At 39.0% G+C, this 22645-nt stretch carries 21 protein-coding genes; 13 read left to right on the top strand and 8 right to left on the bottom strand.

Going from position 1 to position 22645, the window contains the following annotated elements; all coding sequences use genetic code 11:
- The first annotated feature begins 58 nt into the window (after window positions 1–58).
- The 5 genes from OQX64_RS16095 to OQX64_RS16075 all read left to right on the top strand — a co-directional run bounded on the left by OQX64_RS16095 (window position 59) and on the right by OQX64_RS16075 (window position 5866).
- Window positions 59–2500 carry a TonB-dependent receptor gene (locus tag OQX64_RS16095; protein WP_322974970.1) on the top strand — a complete coding sequence of 814 codons (2442 nt, stop codon included), beginning with the start codon at window positions 59–61 and terminating at the stop codon, window positions 2498–2500.
- 254 nt (window positions 2501–2754) lie between these two features.
- Entirely contained in the window at window positions 2755–3384 is a 630-nt protein-coding gene (locus OQX64_RS16090) for a thiamine phosphate synthase (protein ID WP_265819530.1), read from the top strand.
- 74 nt (window positions 3385–3458) lie between these two features.
- A complete protein-coding gene (locus OQX64_RS16085) occupies window positions 3459–4751 on the top strand; it encodes a hypothetical protein (protein WP_265819529.1) in 1293 nt (430 codons plus the stop codon).
- 63 nt (window positions 4752–4814) lie between these two features.
- Complete coding sequence (locus OQX64_RS16080) at window positions 4815–5375, top strand: thiamine pyrophosphokinase (protein ID WP_265819528.1); 561 nt, start codon at window positions 4815–4817, stop codon at window positions 5373–5375.
- Complete coding sequence (locus OQX64_RS16075; RefSeq protein WP_265819527.1) at window positions 5372–5866, top strand: GNAT family N-acetyltransferase; 495 nt, start codon at window positions 5372–5374, stop codon at window positions 5864–5866. Before OQX64_RS16080 ends, OQX64_RS16075 begins: the two co-directional genes overlap by 4 nt.
- Window positions 5867–5959: 93 nt before the next feature.
- Here the strand turns inward: OQX64_RS16075 and OQX64_RS16070 are convergent, their stop codons facing one another.
- The 3 genes from OQX64_RS16070 to OQX64_RS16060 form a co-directional block, all read right to left on the bottom strand.
- Window positions 5960–7264, bottom strand: coding sequence for a M20/M25/M40 family metallo-hydrolase (locus OQX64_RS16070; protein ID WP_265819526.1), 1305 nt, complete (start codon window positions 7262–7264; stop codon window positions 5960–5962).
- An 18-nt stretch (window positions 7265–7282) separates the two neighbouring features.
- The gene (locus OQX64_RS16065; RefSeq protein WP_265819525.1) at window positions 7283–9115 is read right to left on the bottom strand and encodes a M61 family metallopeptidase; all 1833 of its coding nucleotides are present in this window, start codon (window positions 9113–9115) and stop codon (window positions 7283–7285) included.
- 79 nt (window positions 9116–9194) lie between these two features.
- Entirely contained in the window at window positions 9195–10319 is a 1125-nt protein-coding gene (locus OQX64_RS16060; protein ID WP_265819524.1) for a DUF4407 domain-containing protein, read from the bottom strand.
- A 124-nt stretch (window positions 10320–10443) separates the two neighbouring features.
- On the opposite strand from OQX64_RS16060, the gene OQX64_RS16055 reads away from it, so the two are divergent.
- Window positions 10444–10761: a rhodanese-like domain-containing protein gene (locus OQX64_RS16055; RefSeq protein WP_088301097.1), complete on the top strand. Its 318-nt coding sequence runs from the start codon at window positions 10444–10446 to the stop codon at window positions 10759–10761.
- Window positions 10762–10867: 106 nt separating this feature from the next.
- The gene (locus OQX64_RS22460; RefSeq protein WP_029281176.1) at window positions 10868–11065 is read left to right on the top strand and encodes a DUF6358 family protein; all 198 of its coding nucleotides are present in this window, start codon (window positions 10868–10870) and stop codon (window positions 11063–11065) included.
- On the opposite strand, the gene OQX64_RS16045 is transcribed toward OQX64_RS22460, so the two are convergent.
- Window positions 11043–12074: a dipeptide epimerase gene (locus OQX64_RS16045; protein ID WP_265819523.1), complete on the bottom strand. Its 1032-nt coding sequence runs from the start codon at window positions 12072–12074 to the stop codon at window positions 11043–11045. The two genes, OQX64_RS22460 and OQX64_RS16045, sit on opposite strands and share 23 nt — an antisense overlap.
- 109 nt (window positions 12075–12183) lie before the next feature.
- Between OQX64_RS16045 and OQX64_RS16040 the strand changes: the two genes are divergently transcribed.
- On the top strand, window positions 12184–13320 hold the full coding sequence (locus OQX64_RS16040) for a hypothetical protein (RefSeq protein WP_265819522.1): 1137 nt from the start codon (window positions 12184–12186) through the stop codon (window positions 13318–13320).
- Window positions 13321–13539: 219 nt separating this feature from the next.
- A complete protein-coding gene (locus OQX64_RS16035; protein WP_265819521.1) occupies window positions 13540–14523 on the top strand; it encodes a hypothetical protein in 984 nt (327 codons plus the stop codon).
- Here OQX64_RS16035 and OQX64_RS16030 read toward each other — a convergent pair.
- The 3 genes from OQX64_RS16030 to OQX64_RS16020 are packed head-to-tail and all read right to left on the bottom strand — an operon-like array spanning window position 14506 to window position 17628.
- Complete coding sequence (locus tag OQX64_RS16030; RefSeq protein WP_088301101.1) at window positions 14506–15120, bottom strand: rhomboid family intramembrane serine protease; 615 nt, start codon at window positions 15118–15120, stop codon at window positions 14506–14508. The two genes, OQX64_RS16035 and OQX64_RS16030, sit on opposite strands and share 18 nt — an antisense overlap.
- A 5-nt stretch (window positions 15121–15125) precedes the next feature.
- Window positions 15126–16865, bottom strand: a complete 1740-nt coding sequence (locus OQX64_RS16025; RefSeq protein WP_265819520.1) for a M14 family metallopeptidase — start codon at window positions 16863–16865, stop codon at window positions 15126–15128.
- 31 nt (window positions 16866–16896) lie between these two features.
- Complete coding sequence (locus OQX64_RS16020) at window positions 16897–17628, bottom strand: hypothetical protein (protein ID WP_088301103.1); 732 nt, start codon at window positions 17626–17628, stop codon at window positions 16897–16899.
- Between the two features lie 59 nt (window positions 17629–17687).
- Between OQX64_RS16020 and pepT the strand changes: the two genes are divergently transcribed.
- From pepT to OQX64_RS16000, 4 genes are all read left to right on the top strand, one after another.
- On the top strand, window positions 17688–18941 hold the full coding sequence (gene pepT / locus OQX64_RS16015; RefSeq protein ID WP_265819519.1) for a peptidase T: 1254 nt from the start codon (window positions 17688–17690) through the stop codon (window positions 18939–18941).
- Window positions 18942–19053: 112 nt separating this feature from the next.
- The gene (locus OQX64_RS16010) at window positions 19054–19920 is read left to right on the top strand and encodes an aldose 1-epimerase family protein (RefSeq protein ID WP_265819518.1); all 867 of its coding nucleotides are present in this window, start codon (window positions 19054–19056) and stop codon (window positions 19918–19920) included.
- Window positions 19921–20069: 149 nt separating this feature from the next.
- Complete coding sequence (locus OQX64_RS16005) at window positions 20070–20495, top strand: ester cyclase (protein WP_265819517.1); 426 nt, start codon at window positions 20070–20072, stop codon at window positions 20493–20495.
- 196 nt (window positions 20496–20691) lie between these two features.
- Window positions 20692–21783, top strand: a complete 1092-nt coding sequence (locus tag OQX64_RS16000) for an acyltransferase family protein (protein WP_265819516.1) — start codon at window positions 20692–20694, stop codon at window positions 21781–21783.
- Here the strand turns inward: OQX64_RS16000 and cysM are convergent.
- Window positions 21772–22644, bottom strand: coding sequence for a cysteine synthase CysM (gene cysM, locus OQX64_RS15995; protein ID WP_265819515.1), 873 nt, complete (start codon window positions 22642–22644; stop codon window positions 21772–21774). The two genes, OQX64_RS16000 and cysM, sit on opposite strands and share 12 nt — an antisense overlap.
- Window position 22645 lies beyond the last annotated feature (1 nt).

The raw sequence follows: 22645 nt of genomic DNA, 5'->3' as shown, positions 1-22645 counted from the left end.
GTTTAACTAAAATCGGGAGTACCCCTATTTCTGATGGGTTTAACTAAAACAAAAAACATTGAAGAATTTACTTTTTACCGCGCTTGTTGCAATGTTACCTTTTCTGGCATCGGCACAAAATGCCATTACCGGACAAGTAACGGATAACAATCAAAACGCCCTACCGGGTGCAACCATCAAAATCAAAAACCAGCGAACTGCGGTATTAAGCGATGCGGATGGCAATTATACCTTAAGTAATTTATCGAACGGGAATTATATCATTCTGGTCAGTTATGTGGGTTATAAAACGCAGGAAAAACCGATCACGCTTAATGGAAACAACGTATTAAATTTCACGCTGCTTCAACAAAATTTCCTGGCAGATGAGGTAATTGTTCGGGCCACACGGGCGAATGAAAAATCAGCTACCACCTATAAAAACGTAACCAAAGCCGAGATTGAAGAAAATAATTTCGGACAGGATTTGCCCTTCATTCTGCAGAACACACCAGGAGTGGTGGTGAATTCGGATGCAGGCGCAGGTGTAGGCTATACCGGAATTCGCATCCGCGGAAGCGATAACAGCCGGATTAATGTCACCGTAAATGGTATTCCCGTTAATGATAGTGAAAGCCAGGGAACTTTTTATGTTAACATGCCCGATTTTGCCTCTTCAGTAGATAATATCCAGATTCAGCGTGGTGTAGGTACCTCTACCAATGGCGCAGGTGCTTTTGGTGCCAGTTTAAATATTCAGACCACAGCCAGTGAAATGGAGCCTTACGCCGAGGTAAATAATACCTATGGCAGTTTCGATACCTGGAAAAACACGGTAAAAGTAGGGACAGGTTTAATCAATAATCGTTTTAGTTTTGATGGCCGCCTGTCAAGAATCAGTTCAGATGGCTATGTTGATAGGGGAGCCTCACTCTTAAAATCATACTTTCTTTCAGGTGCTTATCATGGCAATAAAGATTTGTTAAGGGTAAACGTATTTGCGGGATCGGAAAAAACCTATCAATCCTGGAATGGAATACCTGAATCAAGATTAAACAATGATGTTGCCGGAATGCAGGCTTATATAGAAAGGAATGGTCTGAATGCTGATGATGCTGCGAACTTACTAAATTCCGGCCGCCGGTATAACAGTTTTACTTATCATAATCAAACGGATAATTACTGGCAAAATCATTACCAACTGCTGTATGCAAGGCAATTTTCTGATCAATTCTCATTCAACGGGGCTTTGCACTATACAAAGGGAGAAGGATATTATGAGGAATTCAGGGCAGATAATAAGCTAAGTGATTATGGTTTAAACCCGGTTATCATTGGTCAGACAACCATAACCAATACAGATTTAATCCGTCGCCGCTGGCTTGATAATGATTTTTATGGGGTTACCTATGCCTTCAACTATGTACCACAAAAAAACTTAAACTTTACAGTTGGTGGTGCATACAATGAATATAAAGGAGCACATTTTGGACAGATTATCTGGGCGCAATATGCATCCAACGGAAATATAGACAGGCATTATTATGATAACGAAGGTTTTAAAACTGACTTTAATATTTACGGAAAAGTAAATTATAGTCCTATTGAACAGCTAAGCTTATTTGCCGATTTACAATACCGCAGGGTTTATTATGATATTTCCGGAACGGAGAATAAATTAAATACACTGGCCATTAATGATCAGTTAAATTTCTTCAATCCAAAATTAGGTGCCACGTATTTCATCAATACTGAAAGCAATTTATATGCATCATTCAGCGTAGCCAATAAAGAGCCCAACCGTGATGATTATGTAGATGCGGCGGCAGGTGTTTTCCCAAAACCGGAGCGCTTAAATGATGTTGAACTTGGTTACCGTTTCAAAAACAGCCGCTTCAACTTAGGTGCCAATGCTTATGGTATGTTTTATAAAAACCAGCTGGTGGTTACCGGAAAAATCAATGATGTTGGTGGTAACTTCCGTCAGAATGTAGATAAAAGCTACCGTTTGGGGATTGAGCTGGATGGTTCATATACCATTAATAAATCTTTCGCATTGAATGCAAATGCAGCATTCAGCAGAAACAAAATCAAAAATTTTACGGAATATTATGACGACTACGATAACGGTGGCCAGGTGGTTAATCATTATTCATTAACTGACATTTCCTTCTCACCCGCAGCCGTATTATTCGGCGAATTGGTTTACAAACCGGTAGCAGGTTTTGCCATTGCCCTGCAAAGTAAATATGTCAGCAAACAGTACCTGGATAACACGCAAAACAATAATAGAACAATTAATGGCTATTGGGTGAGTAACGCACGTTTAGGCTATAACTTTAAATTTGCAGGCGTAAAAAATGTCAATCTCGGTTTATTGGTGAATAATCTATTTGACAAAAAATACGAAAGCAACGGCTACACTTACGGTTATCTTTCAGGTGGAAGCAGGGTTACAGAAAATTTTTATTACCCACAGGCAGGCACTAACTTGCTGTTGAATTTAAATGTGAAATTTTAGTCTTTATCATTTTTTTAATTCTTTGCCCCATCAGTAATGTAAGAAAAAAATAAGATAGACTCTCAACTTATATTTTTTACATTACTGATCTAATCCATTTGCAGAGATGAGCTGGCAAACATGCTCCTGTCGGTTAATGCTGTTTGAAAAGATTAGCTGTTCAGCGTAATTGCCCTTATAATACTTTTATGTAGTTCATCCGATATATTCATACCTTCGGGTTTATACTTTCGCCCAACCTGAATCGCATCATTATGAAATACATTGAGAAACTTCAATATATCACGCACGACATTCCACAATTAACACATATTGAACAAGCCCAAATGGCTTGTGAGGCAGGAGCGAAGTGGATACAGTATCGCTGTTTAAATAAAACAGATGAAGAGCTTTTAGCAGAAATCAATGTTATTGCCGAAATCTGTGATGATTGGGGTACAACATTAATCGTGACCAACCATATTCATTTAAATGGCCTGACTGATATTCAGGGATTTCATATGGAAGATCTGGACGCAGATTTTATCGCCCTGCGCAAATTAGCAGGAAACGATATTACTTTAGGAGGCACTGCACATACCATTGAAAATATGCTCAGCTTGACTAAAGCAGGAGCAGATTATATCGGACTTGGTCCTTTTGCAAGCACAAATACTAAACCCAATGATTTTTCCCTTTTAGGCGTGGAAGGATATGCTACCATCATGCCACAGCTTGAATCTCTAAAAATCACTACACCCATTCTGGCCGTTGGCGGGATAAAAACTTACGATGCAGAAGCTTTAATGCAAACAGGCATTTATGGAATCGCCGTATCTGAAGCAATCTATTCTGCAGATGATTTTATTGAAGCTTATCAGGATTTTTACAACTTAGTTAAATAAATTGCTGTGAATTAACATTTTATAATTTGAAGCCAGTTGGATATTTTTTAGTTTTGGGATAAATCCTAACCAGCATGTCAGAAAATGTTTCTCAAACCAGCCCCCCCTGGAATATCTATACAAAAATCGCTTTCAGGTTTTTCTTTCTCTTATTGCCGCTTTTTATCATCCTAAACAATAACGGGGCTTTCCCATTTCTCTCGGGCATATTGCAGCTACCAAGCTTGGTGCTACATCATTTCATTCCGTGGTTTTCCAAACATGTCATCAATTACGATTACGATTTTACAATCACCACCAACGGCAGTGGTGATACCTCATATGATTGGGTATTATTGCTTTTTATATTTTTGGTTTCAGTAATCGGCTGTATCATTTGGTCAGTTTTCGACCGCAAACGTAAAAGCTACAATGCGGCCTATTATTGGCTCGTGGTACTGGTGAGGTTTTATCTGGCCTTTACCCTGATATTATATGGTTTATTAAAGGTAATCAAACTTCAATTTCCCGATCCTTCGTTAAACCGACTTTTACAACCTTTTGGCGATGCCTCACCTATGGGCCTTGCATGGACATTTCTGGGCTTTTCGAAAGGATACAATATCTTTATGGGTGTTGTAGAAGTTTCTGCTGTTTTATTATTGTTCCGCCGAACGGTAGTGGTAGGTGCCTTTTTATCCCTGGCGGCAACTGTACATGTTATGTCGATGAATTATTTTTTCGACGTACCTGTAAAACTGCTTTCAACCGCGCTTGTAGTCATGAGCCTTTTTATTCTGGCCCCTCATTTCTTAACACTGTACCGTTTCTTCATCAAATATGAAAGTCAGCAACTCAATAAAATGTACCGCCCTGCTTTTAAAAAGCGTTGGCTTTACATTTCGGCCTATAGTTTGAAATATCTGTATATCACCGCCTCAATGATTACTTTGCTGTATACTTTCATCCAACAAACCAAAACTTATGGCAGTGTGGCACCTAAAGCATTTTTATATGGTATTTATAATGTAGAAGACATGAGGCTTAACGATAAAACATTGCTTCCGTTAACTACCGATAGCATCCGTTGGAAACAAATGGTGATCAATTATACAGGTTATGCGAGGATAAAAAAGATGAATGATAGTACAGTTAATTTCACTACTGTTTTTGATCAGAAAAAGAAAGAACTGGTATTAAAATCTACCGCTAAAGATTCATCAAAATATGTGTTAAGCTACCATCTTATTGGAAAAGACAAGCTAGTTTTCTCTGGTTTAAGCGATCAAGACGCTATATCGGTAAGCTTTAAAAGGAAAGATCTTAACGATTTCAGGCTCATTAACAGGGGATTTCATTGGGTAAGTGAATACCCTTATAACCGTTAATCATTTTACCTGCAGCTGATTCTTAATATACCGTACTTAATGCGAAATTTATATCTTCGCATTATGTCATCACACCATATTGTAAAAGAAAAACAAGAGCCGGCTTTATATATAGATGAGCTTGGAAATTTTAACGAGGAGTTATTGGGCCAACTGTTGGAGTGGAGCCCAACATTGTTGGTTAATGGCGAAAGCTATGATAAAATTTTCTCGCTTGGGCTGAAAGTGGATGTGCTGGTAAACGGAAAAACAGAAGATGTACAGGAAGACACGAAAATTATTCAGGGCCCGGTTGATGCCTTAATGGTTGCCGTCAACTATTTATATGAAGAGAAATATCCGGCGGTTAATGTAATTGCCAAAAAATTTGATTTGGAAAAATTCGCTGGTTTCGAAGACCAGATTAACCTCGTTGTATTCACAGAAAAAGCGAAACATTACCCTATTAAATCTGGTTTTTCTGTATGGAAGCCCGCAGGAAGTGAGTTTCTGATTCACGGAAACCGATACCTGGAAGTCACCAATCTGACGCAGACAGAAGAAGAAATTTTTGTAGTGGTTAAAGATGGCTTCGTAGAATTTACTTTTTCAGGACAACCCATTTTTATCAGTGAACCCATATGATTACATTAAGAAAGGCCAAAGAACAAGATATTGAGATCATTCGGGATATTGCTGCAGCAACCTGGCCATCCACCTATCTTGAAATTATCGGCCAGCATCAGATTGATTACATGCTTGAAAAAATGTACAGTAAGGGGGAATTGTTAAAGCAATTGATGGAAGGGCATATTTTCTTAATTGCTGAGGATAATGAAACCCAATATGGATTTGCCGGTTATTCCATTATTGACCTTGAAGAAAAAATATACAAACTCCATAAGCTTTATGTGCTGCCATCAGCCCATGGTAAAGGTGTAGGCAAACTGCTGATCAATGAAATTTTCAATCAGGCGAAAGAAGCCGGAGCATCAGCATTACAACTGAATGTTAACAAGTATAATAATGCAAAAGATTTCTACCTGAAAGGGGGCTTTACCATCAAAGAATCGGTAAAAATTGATATTGGTGAAGGCTTTCTGATGGATGACTATGTGATGGAATACAAATTTTAGTCTTCATTAAAATTTAAAAGCCTCAAATTATAGTATTGAACTGATAATTTGAGGCTTTTTTATGGTAGGCTATTGAAACTAAAAACGAATATGCTATTTTAATTTTGGTATTCGGGTGGGCGTATCTATGCCATTTACAATGGAAGTTGCACTCTTGGCAATCGCCTTAATTGTTGATAAAATATTTTCCACATCCAGTGTGCTATACTCATCTTTCACGGTATGATAAAACTTATCGACATCAATCTGATCCGTACTAATGGTGTGTGCCGGCACGCCCAAAGCAGCTAAAGTTGCATTATCACTTCTATAAAAAAGATTCTGTTCGGTGTAGGGATCCGGATGAAAAGTAAATTCTGTGCCAGCTAAATTTTTCTGTAAAATCTTTCCAAAATCCGACTTATCATAACCCGTAATAAATGCGGTGTTTTTACCGAATTTAGAATCTTTTCCAATCATTTCAATATTAAACATGGCTACCACATCATCAGGATTTAATTTTTCTGAAAAATACCTTGCACCAAAACCACCGATTTCTTCAGCCGTAAAGGCCACAAAAATCAAGGTACGTTCATTATTTTTTTGTGTTTTATAATATTTAGCCAGCGCAATCATAGCTGTTGTTCCTGAAGCATCATCATCAGCTCCATTCGCAATGCTATCCCCATCTACTGTTTTAAGTACGCCTAAATGATCATAATGCCCGGAGAAAACAACTAGTTCTTTAGCTTTTGATTTACCTGGAATTACACCTGCAACATTGAACAATGGCATTTGGGTTACCTTGCTTTTAAAAGTTGCTGAAAAATCTGTTGCGGCATCTTTACCTAACACAAAAACCTGTACAACACTAGTCGTTGCTTTTATATCTTTTTCATCAACAGTTGTTGGCTTACTAAAATGGTCTCTATAGCGGTTAAAAAGATCTGCAAATTTACTGTCTATCAATACGATCTGATTTTTATTGGTATTCAGCATAGCCCTAAACTGAGCTACAAATGGTTTTTCAGGATCTAATTTAACAACTGTAGTGTTAGATTTATCAAGCGTAACACTTTCTGTGGTGATGCCCGTAACCATTAAATTTTCGGGGGCAATCTCTTTCCCATCAATTTTAATCGTTTTACTTACATTTGCAACCTGATATTTATAAAATGTCTGTCTAAAATTTTTTTCTCCTGTTAAGGGTTGAAGTCCTATCTTTTTAAATTCAGACTCGATAAATGTAGCTGCTTTATCTATACCTGGGGTAAAGGTTTCACGCCCCTGCATCTCATCACTGCTTAAGGTTTTGATCAGATGGTCGGTATATTCTCGGGTGATGATTTTATCAATGTTTTGTGCGTTGAGCTGTAAACTGGCCAGGCCAGCAAGCGTTAAAAAAAATATTTTCTTCATAAACTATATATTTTGCTGTTATTTAGATTTTACCTGCGAGTTTAACCAATTATCCCTGAATTTTTGCAAAGCCGGTGTTAATGTTCCTCCGGTTTTTTCAATTGTGATGATTTCCAAAGTGGGATTTTCTGTAAAAATTAACCGGGTTGTTTTTTCTTCACCACGATAAAGGTAGCTCACCGGAATGCTATCGCCAGGCTGGTGTGCTTCAGTTACATGATCCATATCGGCAATGGTTTTAATTTCTTTTCCATCCATGGTTAAAATAATATCCCCGACATCTAAACCTGCCTGGTAAGCGGGAGAACCGATTAAAGTTTGTGGTAAAACTACTTTGCCGTTTGTAAAATTTAACCGCCCGAAACCCGCATATGCCTTTCCGGGATTAGCTTTACGCAATACAAAACCAGCATGAAGCAAAAGCTTTGCGTAGTCATTTTTATCTGTTCCATAAACATACTGACTAAAAAAGTCCTTTGCAAATGCTTGATTTTTGGTCAGCTCGCTTAATGTTTTTTCCAAATCAGGAATAGTATAAGCAATTTCAGGCTTCCCATAAGCTTTCCAAAGTGCACGCATGTAATCATCAAGTGTGAGCTTAAATTCAGCACGTAAACGGAGATCGAGGGCTAAGGCCGTAGCTGCACCATAAGTATAGTAAGAAAGAAAAGTATTAGCTGCATTGGTTTGATCAATTGCCACACCGGCATCAGCAAATACGGCATAACGACTGGCCTGGATGGGTGAAAAATTCTTTGCTCCCGGGGTATTCAAAACTGAATTCACCATTCCGGTGAAAGCTTGAATAGCATTATCTACTGTTTTTAATCCGGATCTGGTGAGCAGTAAACCGCCATAATATTGTGTAAATCCTTCTGCCAGCCAAAGTTCATCACTCATATTCGAATGTTCAAAATTGAAAGGCTCCAGTGTTTTCGGACGAAGACGCTCTACGTTCCAGCTGTGAAAATATTCATGCGAAAAGGTGCCCAGCAAATTGGCCTCATAACCTTCAATTTTTGGCGTGCGCTGCACGATAGAAGTAGAATTCCGATGCTCCATTCCATCACCGGCATTATCCGGATATACATCATCAAGGAAGTAATAATTACCATAATCATAGCTAGGAAATTCGCCCCAGACGGCAAAATGTTCATCCACCATCTTTTTCAGCATTTCTGCATACTGGTCTATCGTTTGCTGACTATCGTTAGCATGTGCAATGAAGTGAATGGTCTGTATTTTCCCATCCTTGTTTTTAACTTCCCACTTGGCTGTTTTGTAATCCGCTATTTCTATCGGACTATCCATGAAATACTGGAAATTAGGCGCAAAATAAGTATCGTTAGCCAATGGTTTAAGCTGAGTGGCTACTTTCCATTGCGGTTTGTCTTTATAATCAAACTTTACCAATCTCGGACGATCATCCATTCCCACCGGAAAAGCAAAAGTTGCCGGAATATTCATGTGTGCATGTGTTTCATCGAAACCGGCATAAGTACCGTCAATCCAGTTGCCAAACAAGGTATAAGTAACTTTTACATGGTTGCCATGCGATGGAATTTCATACACATCACCGGCAGATTGTTTGATGATTAATGCCTTGCCATTTGCATCAAAAGCTTTAAGATGATAGATGTTTTTACCAAACTCATGTGTGGCATATCGCCCGGGAGATGAGCGGCTCATCCTCACGATTAAGTTTCCGGCAGGAACATTAGGAATGCTCATGGCGATTTCAGCTTCATGATGGATTGCATTTGGAAACGAAACGGTATAACTAATTTCATTTTGAGCGAAAACGCAAAGCGAAAGCACACTAAATATGGTTGTGCCTAAAAATTTCTTCATAAAAAAGGTTTGATGGGCTTAAATTACTAAGAATGCGCGAGCTAAGATATAAAATAATTAATAACATTTAAGCTGTTGGTTAATCCTGGTCCCAATCGTACTTTTCCAGATCCCGGTACGCTTTTCCTTTAATGATTTCTTTTCGTTTGGATGATTCTGCATCAACCCGGGTTTCATGAATGTTAGCGGCTACTTCAAAATGAAAATCCTTATCTTTTTTAGATTGATAAATGAACACATCATCGCCGTCAGCCGTGGCATAATCATAAGGTCCGCGGGCACTCATGAGTTTTACGAAAACAGGCAGGCATTCAAAAAAGACAAAAAGCAGGCCGATAAAAGTTACTGCGGTGGCGGTATTGTTATCCCGCGTGCCGTCTACATTAAATTTTAATTGTCCCAGGGCCCAGTTCCGATCAGCAAAACCCGCCAGATTAGCCAAACTATCCAGTTGCTTTTTGGTATACAGTTTTTCGGTAAACAAGCCGTCAAATGCCTTGCGCTGATCTACAAATGATTCCGATTTATTGATATTTGACCGTAATGAATCAAGCTCTACCTCCCGCTGTTTAATTTCTGCCTCTTTACGTTTTGCATAAGGTCCGTAGCCCATCACACCAGAAGTTTCTGTTGTTTTATTGCCAAAAATTTCGAAATTTAATTTCTGCCGGTCAGCCTTGATTCCTTTTTCCAGTGAATCACGTGTGGCTTTCTGCTGCTTGAGCCGTCCAAATTCTACCTGGTATTTATTTTCAAAAGCTTTATTTAAGGTGTCAATTTTAGATCGTTGCCCATTCAGGTAACTAACTTTTAAGCGTTCTTTTATTTCCTTATCAAAAATTTTAAGCTCGATGGGTCTGGAAATAACCACCCCGATCATGATCGCCAGTAAAATACGCGGTGTTGCCTGTAAAAGCTGCTTGCCTGTGCCGGCACTTTTGTTAAGGCTTGATACGATATACCGATCCATGTTAAAAATAGCCGCACCCCATAAAAATCCAAATATCAGCGCAAAAACAACGGCTAAGTCATCGCCTTTAAAAACAAAGTACATGGCGTAGCCACCAGATAAGGCAGCAAATAATCCTGTAAAAAAGATAGTGGCACCAATGCCTGTATATTTATTTTGCTCAGATGGATACTTTTCCAGTGTTGGGATATGCGCACCAGAACAAAACCAAAAGAAACGATTCAGCTTGTCCATTTTATTTTATAGTTAAACGCCTAAGGGTTAAAGTTGTTACAGACCAACATCAGATTATGTGGTATTTTTTTGATGTTAACCGTAAAATTGAATTCCCTATATTTGCACAAACACAAAAATCAAAATGAAAGAAATATCGGTACAAGAACTAAAAGAGAAAATCGACAATAAGGAAGATTTTCAATTAATCGATGTTCGTGAAACATTCGAATATGAAGTTTCCAACCTGGATGGTGAAAATATTCCACTAGGCGGAATTTTAATTGAAGCTGATAAGGTTTCGAAAGATAAACCGGTAATTATTCAATGCCGCAGCGGAAAAAGAAGTGCAGCCGCAGTGATGCAATTGGAAGCGCAATACGGTTATGAAAATTTGTATAACCTAAAAGGTGGGATTTTGGCCTGGCAAGAGGCTTTTGATCCAAATATGCCTGTATATTAAAATAATGAGTGAATTTTGAATGAGTGAATGAAGCAATCGCTGGGCAACTCGATCATTCTTTCACTCATTCAAAATTCAATCATTTCCTCATTCAATCCTTTACACTGTGGGTAAAAAATTCGCACTAAATATATTTTATAATCTGGCCATCATCCTTTCCATTTTTGGTTTAGTATGGTGTTACAATAATGCCAAATACCTCCCTGCGGGATTTTTAGTAGGTGTAGTTTGCTGTTTATTTTATTTTAAATATCAGTTAACCAAAGACATTCGAAAATCTTTTAAAGAAAAAGATCCGAAGTAACCCCCTGTAAGCCCAAGCCTGGCATATGCGTTAAAGTATACTTTCCTTCTTCAAAATCTGGGTCAGTAAATGGATTATTTTTGGTTAACCATGGGCCATCTAAATCTGCCCAGTTACAAAGTGGTGCCAGGGCAGCGGCGGCCAATGTGGCGCAACTGGTTTCACTCATGCAGCCAATTAACACTTTCATTCCGAAAGTACGGGCTTTCAAAATCATTTGATGGCCTTCATACATCCCACAACTTTTCATCAGTTTAACATTGATGCCATGATAAGCTCCCTTCAGTTTATCCATATCGCTTAAACGCTGTACCGCTTCATCTGCAAGTAAGGGAATCGGGCTGCGCGCTGTTAACCAGGCATTTCCATCGGGATCATTTTTATCCATAGGCTGTTCAATTAACACCACCCCCTGTTGATGAAGCCAATAAATCAGATCAATGGCTTTAATCCGGTCAGTCCAGCCTTGGTTGGCATCAACGTAAAGGGGAACATCTGTCATGCTCCTGATGGTTTGAATAATTTCCCGGTCATTATCCCGCCCCAGTTTTACTTTAATGACTTTAAACCGTGCAGCATCTTTTAACTTTTCACGAATCACCTCGGGCGTGTCAATCCCGATGGTGTAAGAAGTTACCGGCATTTTTAATGGATCTGCACCATATATTTCATAACAGGGCTTATTTAAAATCTTCCCGTTAATATCATTCAAGGCAATATCAATGGCGGCTTTAATAGCTGGCTGACCAGGTGCTACTTGGTCCAAATAATGAATAATTTCCTCAAAATTAAAAGGATGTGTAAACTGGCTCAGATCTACCTTTTTCAGAAAAGCCTGTGCCGTTTCATCACTTTCGCCCATATAAGGCACCATAGATGCTTCTCCATATCCCACCATTTCACCATAATTAATTTTCAACAGCATGATGGGGGTGCTGGTACGTGTAAATTTGGAGATCGAAAAAGGATACTTTAATTCTAATTCAAAAGGCTTGTAACTAATCTTCATGATCAATCGTCTTCTTAATATATGACTGGAAATTTTATCATTAAAATCTAATCATAGGATGAATAAACATTTGATTATATTCATCCAATAACTACTAAATGCGCTGTTTATGAAAAACCTTTCAAGATTACGGTATTTTATTTATTTATCCATCATCATTGTGTGTGGATGTACCACTGGAAAAAATGCCTTGCAAAAGGGCGATTATGATGCATCAGTTGCTAAAGCAGTTGGCAGATTACAAAATTCGCCAAAAAACAGCGAAGCCATGCAGGTATTAAAAACGGCCTATGAGCTGGCACTACAGGATCACCTCCGGAAAATTAATGAGGCTAAGCTATCCAATGATTTATTCAGATGGGAATCGGTGATGTATGATTACCAGAAAATCAACCAGCTGTCAGATGACATTTATACCTGCCCTGCTTGTTTAGTTATTATTCCTGCACCGGCAAAATATGTGAAAGAACTTGCCGATAGCCGTTATAATGCCGCGGCTGCCCGTTACAATTCTGGTATGGGTTACCTGAATGAAAACAATCGCCTCTCGGCTAAAAAAGCTTATTACGAATTTGAGAAAGCGCAAAACCTTCAACCCGGTTATAAAGATGTTAAAACGAAACTGGATGATGCTTATTGGGCGGCAGTTACCCGTGTGGTCGTTCAGCCAATCATCGTGAACAGGGGGCCATATCAGCTAAGCGGAGATTATTTCCAGCAACAAATCAATCAGTTCATGAGCAGTTATGCCCGCAATAAATTTGTGCTCTTTTATCCTGAAGAGCAGGCTACCAATGAAAAAATTGTTCCTGATCAGGTATTAAGTTTAAATTTTGATGATTTTGTGGTAGGCCAAACCTATGTAAAAGAAAGGGTAGAAAAACTGAAACGCGACAGTGTGATCATTGGCGAAACGAGAGATAAAAAACCTGTATACGGAACTGTAACTGCAACCTTAAGTATTTTTGAAAAAAGTATTTCCTCTTCAGGTTTATTGGATATGACCATTACAGATTGGCAGAGCCGGAAAATTATTAAACAGCAAAAATTTCCAGGCACTTTTGTCTGGAGAGACAGTTGGGCAAGTTATCAGGGCGATGATCGTGCACTGAATAAAAACCAATTGGCCATGACCAGAAGAAAAGAGATTCTTCCACCACCACCTGCAGCCTTATTTTTAGAATTTACCAAACCGATTTATAATCAACTGGTGGAGAATATCAGTTATTTTTACAATAATTATTAAGGCTATTCGTAATCAATGGTCAGCTTTCCATCATATGCAGATGCTTCATAACTCAGCATGGCTCAATTACATTAGTCATGCTCTCACACATCCTCCTAAACTTGATTCAGCATCTCTTCCAAATTACACAAAAGCGTGTTAAGACCATTCCATAGTTAGCAAATCACTTCGTAATCGCAGCGTTAAAATAAAACATCTTCTATAAGCCCTAAAAATATAATGTCTAATATTGTAGCGATGAATACTGGCTTATACAATCCCTTCCAACATTTTGATTTTTTATACAAGAAATGCTTTTTAAGTGGCAGCACTTTCAACTCACCTGTTATTCAGCTGCCACTTATTCCAAAATGGTTGCTGGCACAGGCTGGCTTAACCGGCGAAGAGCAGATTCAATTTTTAGATGAAAGTATCCGTTCTTACAATACACTGGTTATTCCGGCAAATAGTGAAGTGAATGAGCAATTCTTAATTCCGCTTGAAAATAAAATAGAACAGGCTTTTGCAAAGGGTTATGCCGGCGTTTCCACCTTAACAGAGCTGGAAATATTCAACTGGGTTGGTAAGTTTTTATATGGTTTTGTATACATCGAAATGCATGCTGCCTTGCGAAAGGAAATGACTGCAGATGGTTTAAATATGTCGCAATCACTGATGATGAAGTTTGCCAACCTCAATTTTATGTTGCAAAACCTCTACACCAGCATAGCGTTTGAAGATTTTACGCCATGGTCAATCACCGTGGTAAAACTTGAAAATAAAGAAACCCCCTTTAGCTTCCGCGATGAGATCAATACCCTTACTTTCTCACTAAAGTTTAAAGATTTTGGCATTGTGGCCTGCCTGCAGGATAACGGCACGAACAAACGTTTCCACCAGGAAATTATTAATGAAATTAGCGACAAAGCTTTAACGGCCGAACAATTTGAAGAATTAACCGCCCGTTTTTATTATTCAGCTTATCTCTTTAACCGTTTGCCGGAATATACCATTATGCCGGTGGAGGGTACCACCTACTTTGAAGCCATGCCACTACGCGGAAATATGAGCAAACCCTTGTTTGATGTTTGGCAGCACAAGGTTTATGCCCAGGTGCTGGAAAACTTCTGGAAACCCTGGGGTTATGTGCAGTTTGAAATTATCAAAGACCCCAATAATCCCATGAGCTTTTTCGAAAACCCTTGTTTACCTACCGCCGGATAGCGCAGCAATAAAATGCTGAATGATGCCGGGCACAAAAATCACAGTAAAGATCAACCCGGTTAGGGCCCCAAAAAAGTGTGCATCATGGTTAATGTTATCTCTGGAGTTTTTAGAGGCATACATACAATAAACCAGATACAATCCGCCAAAAATTACTGCAGGTATCCCAATCGGGATAAACATAATGTAAATTTTAGACATCGGATTATACAAGATATAACTAAAAAGCACCGCACTAATAGCGCCCGAAGCACCCAGGCTATTGTAATGAAAATCATCTTTATGTTTAAAAACCGTAGGTAAATCACTCAGCACTAAACCTAAAAAATAAAGTAAGCCAAACTGCCAGCTGCCCATCATTTGTTCAAGCGTAAAAGCAAAGGCATAAAAGGTAAACATATTAAAAAACAAGTGCATCCAATCGGCATGAATTAAGCCACTTGTTAACAAAGTAAAAACCTTATGCCCCTTAGAAACACTATATGGATGTAACATAAACTTTCCATACAAACTGTGATCGTAAAAAGCATAAAGGCTGGTAACAAGGGTAAAGACAAAAATGATGGAGGCTACAGGAGCCATGTTTAAGTATTCCATTTGGATTATTTTAAATTGAATTTTTCATTTGCCATTAACCTGGCTACCGGATACCGGTTGTGTGTTTTTTCGTAATAATCAGAATTTTTATAGACAAAATCAAGCTGGGCAGCAGCGTTTTTTGAAAAAGCAGTGTCAGCAGATTTCTTTTCATCTAATTTAGCCTTTAATAATGGATTGCTTTTTAAAAGTGCTTCAGCTGTGTCTTCAAAAACATAAGCAGAATAATGTTCCTTCATATCCAGAATGGAATCAAAGAAGTTCCAGTTAAAAAAAGAATCTGTAGCCTGCGGTTCCAGCGTTTCTACAATATACCGGTTATTTTTTTGATTGACGTATATCACCACATCACCAGCATAGTATTGAAGCGTTTGTTTCCTGAGGTTTATTTTCACTCCCGTATGCAAATAATGTCCTTCATAAGGCCTTGAACTCGTTTTAACATCTTCAATGTAATAACTTTCTACCTCTACTTTGGCATCGCTTTTAAGTTCCTGCATCTCCACGCCGTTCAGTTTCAAAAGTGCAATCACTTTGTCCCAGGCTTTAGGGATGATGTAAGCCAGTGGCTTCTGAACAGTAATTGCGGGTTCATACTTATTCCATTCCTGAATAGTTTTGGTGTAAGGTTTGCTTCTATCATAGAATAATCGGTTAAAGCCACTAACTGCACTTGGTTTTTGCCCGGCTTCGAAACCTTTAAAAGTGATATTATTCACTTCACTTTTGTTCAACTGCCAGGTTAAAGGAAATTCAAGTTGCCTGCTTACAAACTCATCTGCCCTTTGCTTGTTTTCCAGAATAAGTTTTGCATCACGCTGAATGATATCAATATAACTTTGAAGTAATTTATAGGTAGCATCAACACGCAAATCATAAGATTTTAACATATGTGTTTCTGGCATAAAACCAATTACATTATGCAGTGCAGCATATCCGGTAGAATATCTTGGGGATTCTATAAATCCGGTAATTCCGCTTTCAGGCGTTTCGCCAATTGAATTTACATAGGGAATCATAGGATAACCTTGTTTGGCCATGGCTTCATACAAACCTGGAACCAAAGTACTGGTTAAATATCCCGACAAAATGGTATTCAGCTTATCTTTCTGCGTCGGAATCAGGGTCATTACATATTGATAATCGGCTCCGTTACTGGTGTGGGTATCTACAAAAATCTCCGGCTTCCAGGTATTAAAAATCAGTTGAAATGCAGCTGAATTTTTAGAATCTGTTTTAATGAAATCACGGTTTAAATCCAGATTCTTCGCATTTCCGCGAAAACCATAAGCCAACGGACCATTCTGGTTGGCTCTGGAAGTTGAGGTTCTATTAAAACTCCCATCAATGTTATAGAGTGGAATGATACAAATAACCACATCTTTTGGGAGCTTGTTCCCTTTTAACAAATCCCTGCTCAGCATCATAGAAGCATCTATTCCTTCTGGTTCACCCGGATGAATGCCATTATTGATCAAGAGAACCGTTTTATTGCTTTTTTTAATGCTTACTGGATCAAAAACCTGATCTTTTGACAATACCAGCAGCTGTAACGGCTGACCAAAATCGGTATCTCCGTAGCTGAAAAGTTTTGCCTGTGGATACTGATCTGCCAGGTGCTTATAATATGCCAGGGCTTCCGGGTAAGTGGATGTTTGTGTTTTCTGACTTCTTTCAAATGGTGTTTTTTGTGCGTGGGCAAATAACGTGTAAAACAGCAGGTAAAACACAAAAATATTTTTCATGGAAAAAAGCTGAAAATATGGTGAAACAAACCTACAAAGTTCTACGATAAACTCTTGTGTTTCCGAAGAAGCACTTAACCCCTATGCTGTAGGTATTGTACGTATCTGGTGAATAATTTTTAAAATTAACAGATGAATCATCATATCCGTCTAAGCCTTCACCAAACGTGAAATTACTTTGAAGATTGAGATTGATGGCAAAACGTGCATAACCGTAACCATCATAGAAATAATAATTATATCCCAGATTTAAAGGCACCCAGAGGTTTGTTGTTTTATTTTCTCCGGGAAAGGGTCCGTATCCCGGATCAATAGCAGCCCACATAGGTTTGCGCCGAACAATATCGGCGATATTATTCTTAATTGCGCCAACACCAATGCCAACGTAAATTCCCTTAATATTATCAAGGAGCGTGCTTCTTTCAAAGTCGATCAACTCTCCAAGTGCCATTTTAAAATTGACGCTGAGACTGGTATAGTCATTTAAAAATTGCCGGTTATGCGGATCAGTATGAATATCTCCACCCTGCACTAAACCATATTGCCCCTCAAGTCCAAGCGATACAAAAGGAGTAAGGTAATGATTCACTTCTCCATATACTGTATGGCCCCAGCTGCCCTTTAATACATCTGTTTTAGAATAGTTTGGTCCGGCACCAAAACCAACAGACCATTTAAAATAATTAGATTGCGCAAAGGAATAATTAATCAGCAGGAAAAATAAAACAGTCAGGGCTGTAGACCTGGAGAGCTTGAATATCATGGTGTTTTTTTACAAAAATAATATGTTTATTGAATATTTATAACATTTACCTTTGAATTATGAGCAAATACATCAATTTAAACCAATCTTTACAACAGCGTTTTATACATTACGCAAAAATAGATACACAATCAGATCCGAACTCAGCTTCCTGCCCTTCCACATTAAAGCAGAAGAATTTAGGTGCCTTATTGGTTGAAGAATTAATAGCATTGGGCATTTCGGATGCAGAAATGGATAAAAACGGATATGTTTATGGAACAATTCCGTCCAACACTAAAAAAATACTGCCTGTAATTTTCTTTTGTTCTCATATGGATACCTCTCCGGATTGCAGCGGTGAAGGTGTGAAGCCAATAATCCATCACAATTACCAGGGCGATGATATCATTTTACCAGATGACCCTCATATTGTGCTTAAAATGTCTGAGCACAGGGACTTAAAACATCAAATTGGTAATGATATCATCACAGCCAGTGGTACAACGTTGCTGGGTGCAGACAATAAGGCAGGCGTAGCCGAAATCATGGAAGCGGCGAGCTTTCTAATGAAAAATCAGGAAGTAAAACATGGCACCATTAAAATCCTGTTTACGCCTGATGAAGAAATAGGCCGTGGCGTTGATCAGTTGGATGTGGAAAAACTCGGGGCAGACTTTGGGTATACCATAGATGGTGAAACACTGGGTTCTATTGAAGATGAGACCTTTTCTGCCGATGGTGCCACATTGGTCATTCATGGGGTAAGTACACATCCTGGTTTTGCTAAGGGAAAAATGGAAAGTGCCATTAAAATTCTTGCGGATATCATTGCGGCCTTACCAAAAGACACCTTAACTCCTGAGGCTACGCATCAGAAAGAAGGCTTTATCCATCCGGTAAGCATCTCCGGCCAGGTAGAAATGGCTGAAGCACATTTTATCATCAGAGATTTTACTGATGAAAAACTTGCGGCACATGGTCAATTTCTGGAAGCAACGGTAAAAAATGTGATCTCCAGGTATCCAAACACCACTTTTGATTTAGACATTAAGGCACAATACAGAAATATGAAGCAAGTGCTGGATCAGTTTCCGCAAATTGTTCAGTTCGGAATTGAAGCCATTGAGCGGGCAGGTGTTATGGCTAAAAAACAAAGCATTCGTGGTGGCACGGATGGTTCACGCTTATCTTTCATGGGTTTACCCTGCCCGAATATATTTGCCGGTGAACATGCTTTTCACAGTAAACAGGAATGGGTTAGTGTACAGGATATGGAGAAGGCCGTACAAACCATCATCAACATTGCCTCCATCTGGGAAGAGAAAGGGTAATGCAGTCTGAAGTCCAAAGTCTGGAGTCTATAGTAAGCAGTCGTGATATAAACGGACCTGGAATTTAGAAAAAAGATATTTTTTAGCATCATATTTGTTACTTTAGCACACCATGATCACTCTTGAAAACGAATACCTCAACGTAAATTTAGCAGCTAAAGGAGCAGAACTCCAGCGCTTATACAGTAAAGAAACCAAACTGGAATACCTCTGGAGCGGAGACGACCAGTACTGGGGTAAACATAGTCCGGTTTTATTTCCAATTGTTGGCGCTTTAAAAAACGACAGTTTTACCTATAAAAACAACACCTACCATTTACCCCGCCATGGCTTTGCCCGCGACCAGATTTTTAATGAGCAGAAAAACAGTGATACCGAAGCCATATTCACGTTGACCCAAAGCGAAGAAAGCCTGAAGGTTTACCCTTTTCATTTTGAACTGAGATTAAAATATCAGCTCATCGACAGAAAATTAATCCTCACTTATCAGGTAATCAATACAGGTGATGATGAACTTCTTTTCTCTCTTGGTGCACACCCGGCTTTTGCTGTCCCTAACAGTCCTAAAACAGATTATACGGATTATTACCTGGCTTTTAATGCAGATAAGAAACTTACCTATTGGAAACTGGACAATGGTTTGATTGCGAAAGAAACCGGAAGCATTGCGCTTAACGGCCATAAACTCCAATTAAAACATGAACTTTTTTATCAGGATGCTTTGGTATTTAAGGCCATGCAAAGCAATTGCATCAGCTTATTAAACACCAAAAACGATTATGGCCTGCATTTCCATTTTGATGATTTCCCCTTCTTTGGCATTTGGGCTGCAAAGGATGCACCTTTCGTTTGTCTTGAACCCTGGTGTGGTGTAGCAGATGATGTAGCGCATAACCAGGAACTTGCCCATAAAGAAGGAATTATAAAATTGAAGCAGGGCCAGCAGTGGGAACGATTCTGGGAAGTAGAATGTTTTTAAAAAGCTAAGCAGAGCCGGAATGTTCTGCTCAGCCTGTTTAAAAAGCCAACTTGAATATCATCTAATGCTACCTAACATGATTTTGAATTTCCGGAAACAACCATAAAACTATCCTGTTGTACTTAAAAGTTTCAGCAAGAAAATTAAATATGGATAATCAGGTAGAAAAAAATAAAGCCATTTGTAAAGTATTTTTGGATGAATTGTTTAACCAAAAAAATATAGATGCCATTGATCAGTTTGTGGATCATCATGTCAGTATTCAAAATCCATTTCCCGGACAAAGAACAGGAGCTGACGGATTTCGGGATATCAGCCAGATATACGGACTGGCTTTCCCTGATCTGAAAATCAGCTTTAACAACATTTTAGGTGATGCAGATCAGGTTACCTGTCACTTCACGCTGGAGGGTACGCACAAAGACCTTTTCATGAATGTACCGGCTACAGGTATCAAAGTGAGATATGATATCGTATATATATTAAAATTTACCAACGAAAAAATAACAGCACACTGGTCTTTAGTTGATGGATTAAGCGTGCTGCAACAAATTGGTGCCATTTCTCTTACTTAAGCAATGTAAAATGCTTTTATAGTCAATATACCCTAGAATAAATGGCATGTTCATGACCAGCAATAAGGCTTTAATACAAATTTGAAGCCTTATTTTTTTGAAATCAAAATTTTATATGCTTGCTGATTTGAATAAAACCATCAAATTGGTTATTCTTGCATTTGAGCCTGATTAAGTTATTTCCTTAAAGCTACAAATGAAATCCTTAACCTTACCCATACTTCAAAGCAGACAACATTTTCCGGTTCTTGATGGATTGCGGGGTGTAGCAGCACTGGCTATTGTTATTTTTCACTTTATGGAAATCGTTTTTACCGATTTTACCCAAAACATTATTGGCCATGGTTTCCTGGCTGTCGATTTCTTTTTCTGTTTATCTGGCTTTGTTATTGGCTATGCCTATGACAACCGTTTAGAAGAAATGGGCATCCTGGAGTTTTTTAAATCGCGGATCATCAGGCTTCACCCGCTGGTATTATTTGGTTCCGTACTCGGTTTATTTGCTTTTTTATTTGATCCCTTTGGCGGTCAACCCTTTATTTTCAGTACAGGTAAGATCATTTTGCTTTTTATCAGTTCGGCCTTATTAATTCCTTTTCCGGCGATGGAAGAAAGGGCTTTTAACTTATTTGGTTTAAACGCGCCATCATGGTCGTTATTCTGGGAATATGTAGCGAATATATTTTATGCTTTTATACTGGCCAGGCTGCATCGAAAGTACCTGGTTATTTTAGCCATTATCGCGGCCATACTTTTAGGCGTAGTGGCTTACCGGGCTGGCTCATTAATGGGCGGATGGGCTGGCGATAACTTTTGGGATGGTGGAGCCCGAATTTTTTACTCCTTCATCGCGGGCTTGCTGGTTTATCGCTTCAAGTGGACAATTAAAAATAATTTAGGCTTTTTTGGCCTTTCCATATTGCTCAGCTTAGCGTTCCTGATGCCTTTTTTTAGCTATAGCTGGCTAGCCGAATTAGCGGTGGTATTATTTTATTTCCCCTTAATCATTGCATTGGGCGTGGGCACTAAAGTGCATGAGCGCCTGACAGGATTGTGCCATTTTTCGGGCAAAATTTCCTATCCGTTATACATGACCCATTATTCAGCGATCTGGATGTTTAACCATTATTACAGCACCTATAAACCGCAGGGCAAAGAATTATCGCTGTTAATTATTGCGGGGGTAATGGTCTTATTGTGCCTCGCCTATCTTGCCATGGTATGGTATGATCTGCCTGTGAGAAAATACTTAAGCCGCAAAAGGATAAAAAGCGACTTACCCAAATAAGTCACTGCTGAGGTATCGATCACCCCGATCGCAGGTAATAAAAACCAATACACCAGACTCCAATTCCGAAGCTACACGAATGGCCGCTGCACAGGCACCACCAGAACTCATTCCTGCAAAAACACCTTCTTCTCTGGCTAATCTCCTCGACATTTCCACAGCTTCTTCCTGGCTGATATCCATTACACGATCTACACGTTCAGGCTCAAAAATTTGGGGCAAGTATTCTTTCGGCCAACGGCGGATTCCTGGGATGGATGAACCTTCTGTTGGCTGGCAACCCACAATTTGAACCGCTGGGTTTTGTTCTTTAAGGTATCGCGAACATCCCATGATGGTGCCGGTTGTACCCATTGAACTGATAAAATGTGTAATCTCTCCTTCAGTATCTCTCCACATCTCCGGCGCGGTAGTTTTATAGTGCGCCAGGTAATTATCAGGATTTGCAAACTGGTTCAGCAAAAAGTAACCCTTAGAAACACCTTTTTCTTCAGCATAATCACGACAGGCTTCTATACTTTCGAGCAAGGTCACCCGTGCACCAAAAGCTTCCATGGTTACTTTACGCTCGCGGGTAGAATTTTCAGGCATCACCAGCTCAATATCCAGGTTATATAATTTGGCAATCATGGCCAGTGCGATGCCTGTGTTTCCACTGGTTGCCTCCACCAATTTCGTTCCTGGCTTAATCTCACCACGTTCTATTGCACTGCGAATCATATTTAGAGAAGCCCTGTCTTTTACACTTCCGCCTGGGTTATTTCCTTCCAGCTTGGCATAAATTTTCACTTTTGGGTTAGGGCTGAGTTTACTCAATGCAACCATGGGTGTGTTCCCGATTAAATCTATAATTCCTGCCATA

It is taken from the genome of Pedobacter sp. GR22-10 (assembly GCF_026239715.1).
In the GTDB taxonomy this organism is placed as follows: domain Bacteria; phylum Bacteroidota; class Bacteroidia; order Sphingobacteriales; family Sphingobacteriaceae; genus Pedobacter.
Note: the sequence above shows the minus strand (reverse complement) of the source record. Positions and strands in the feature narration are given on the sequence as shown.

Coding starts and splice junctions, on each gene's coding strand:
- OQX64_RS16090 (WP_265819530.1), top strand. CDS start 2,755: ATGAAATACATTGAGAAACTTCAATATATCACGCACGACATTCCACAA.
- OQX64_RS16085 (WP_265819529.1), top strand. CDS start 3,459: ATGTCAGAAAATGTTTCTCAAACCAGCCCCCCCTGGAATATCTATACA.
- OQX64_RS16080 (WP_265819528.1), top strand. CDS start 4,815: ATGTCATCACACCATATTGTAAAAGAAAAACAAGAGCCGGCTTTATAT.
- OQX64_RS16075 (WP_265819527.1), top strand. CDS start 5,372: ATGATTACATTAAGAAAGGCCAAAGAACAAGATATTGAGATCATTCGG.
- OQX64_RS16070 (WP_265819526.1), bottom strand. CDS start 7,264: ATGAAGAAAATATTTTTTTTAACGCTTGCTGGCCTGGCCAGTTTACAG.
- OQX64_RS16065 (WP_265819525.1), bottom strand. CDS start 9,115: ATGAAGAAATTTTTAGGCACAACCATATTTAGTGTGCTTTCGCTTTGC.
- OQX64_RS16060 (WP_265819524.1), bottom strand. CDS start 10,319: ATGGACAAGCTGAATCGTTTCTTTTGGTTTTGTTCTGGTGCGCATATC.
- OQX64_RS16055 (WP_088301097.1), top strand. CDS start 10,444: ATGAAAGAAATATCGGTACAAGAACTAAAAGAGAAAATCGACAATAAG.
- OQX64_RS16045 (WP_265819523.1), bottom strand. CDS start 12,074: ATGAAGATTAGTTACAAGCCTTTTGAATTAGAATTAAAGTATCCTTTT.
- OQX64_RS16040 (WP_265819522.1), top strand. CDS start 12,184: ATGAAAAACCTTTCAAGATTACGGTATTTTATTTATTTATCCATCATC.
- OQX64_RS16035 (WP_265819521.1), top strand. CDS start 13,540: ATGTCTAATATTGTAGCGATGAATACTGGCTTATACAATCCCTTCCAA.
- OQX64_RS16030 (WP_088301101.1), bottom strand. CDS start 15,120: ATGGAATACTTAAACATGGCTCCTGTAGCCTCCATCATTTTTGTCTTT.
- OQX64_RS16025 (WP_265819520.1), bottom strand. CDS start 16,865: ATGAAAAATATTTTTGTGTTTTACCTGCTGTTTTACACGTTATTTGCC.
- OQX64_RS16020 (WP_088301103.1), bottom strand. CDS start 17,628: ATGATATTCAAGCTCTCCAGGTCTACAGCCCTGACTGTTTTATTTTTC.
- pepT (WP_265819519.1), top strand. CDS start 17,688: ATGAGCAAATACATCAATTTAAACCAATCTTTACAACAGCGTTTTATA.
- OQX64_RS16010 (WP_265819518.1), top strand. CDS start 19,054: ATGATCACTCTTGAAAACGAATACCTCAACGTAAATTTAGCAGCTAAA.
- OQX64_RS16005 (WP_265819517.1), top strand. CDS start 20,070: ATGGATAATCAGGTAGAAAAAAATAAAGCCATTTGTAAAGTATTTTTG.
- OQX64_RS16000 (WP_265819516.1), top strand. CDS start 20,692: ATGAAATCCTTAACCTTACCCATACTTCAAAGCAGACAACATTTTCCG.
- cysM (WP_265819515.1), bottom strand. CDS start 22,644: ATGGCAGGAATTATAGATTTAATCGGGAACACACCCATGGTTGCATTG.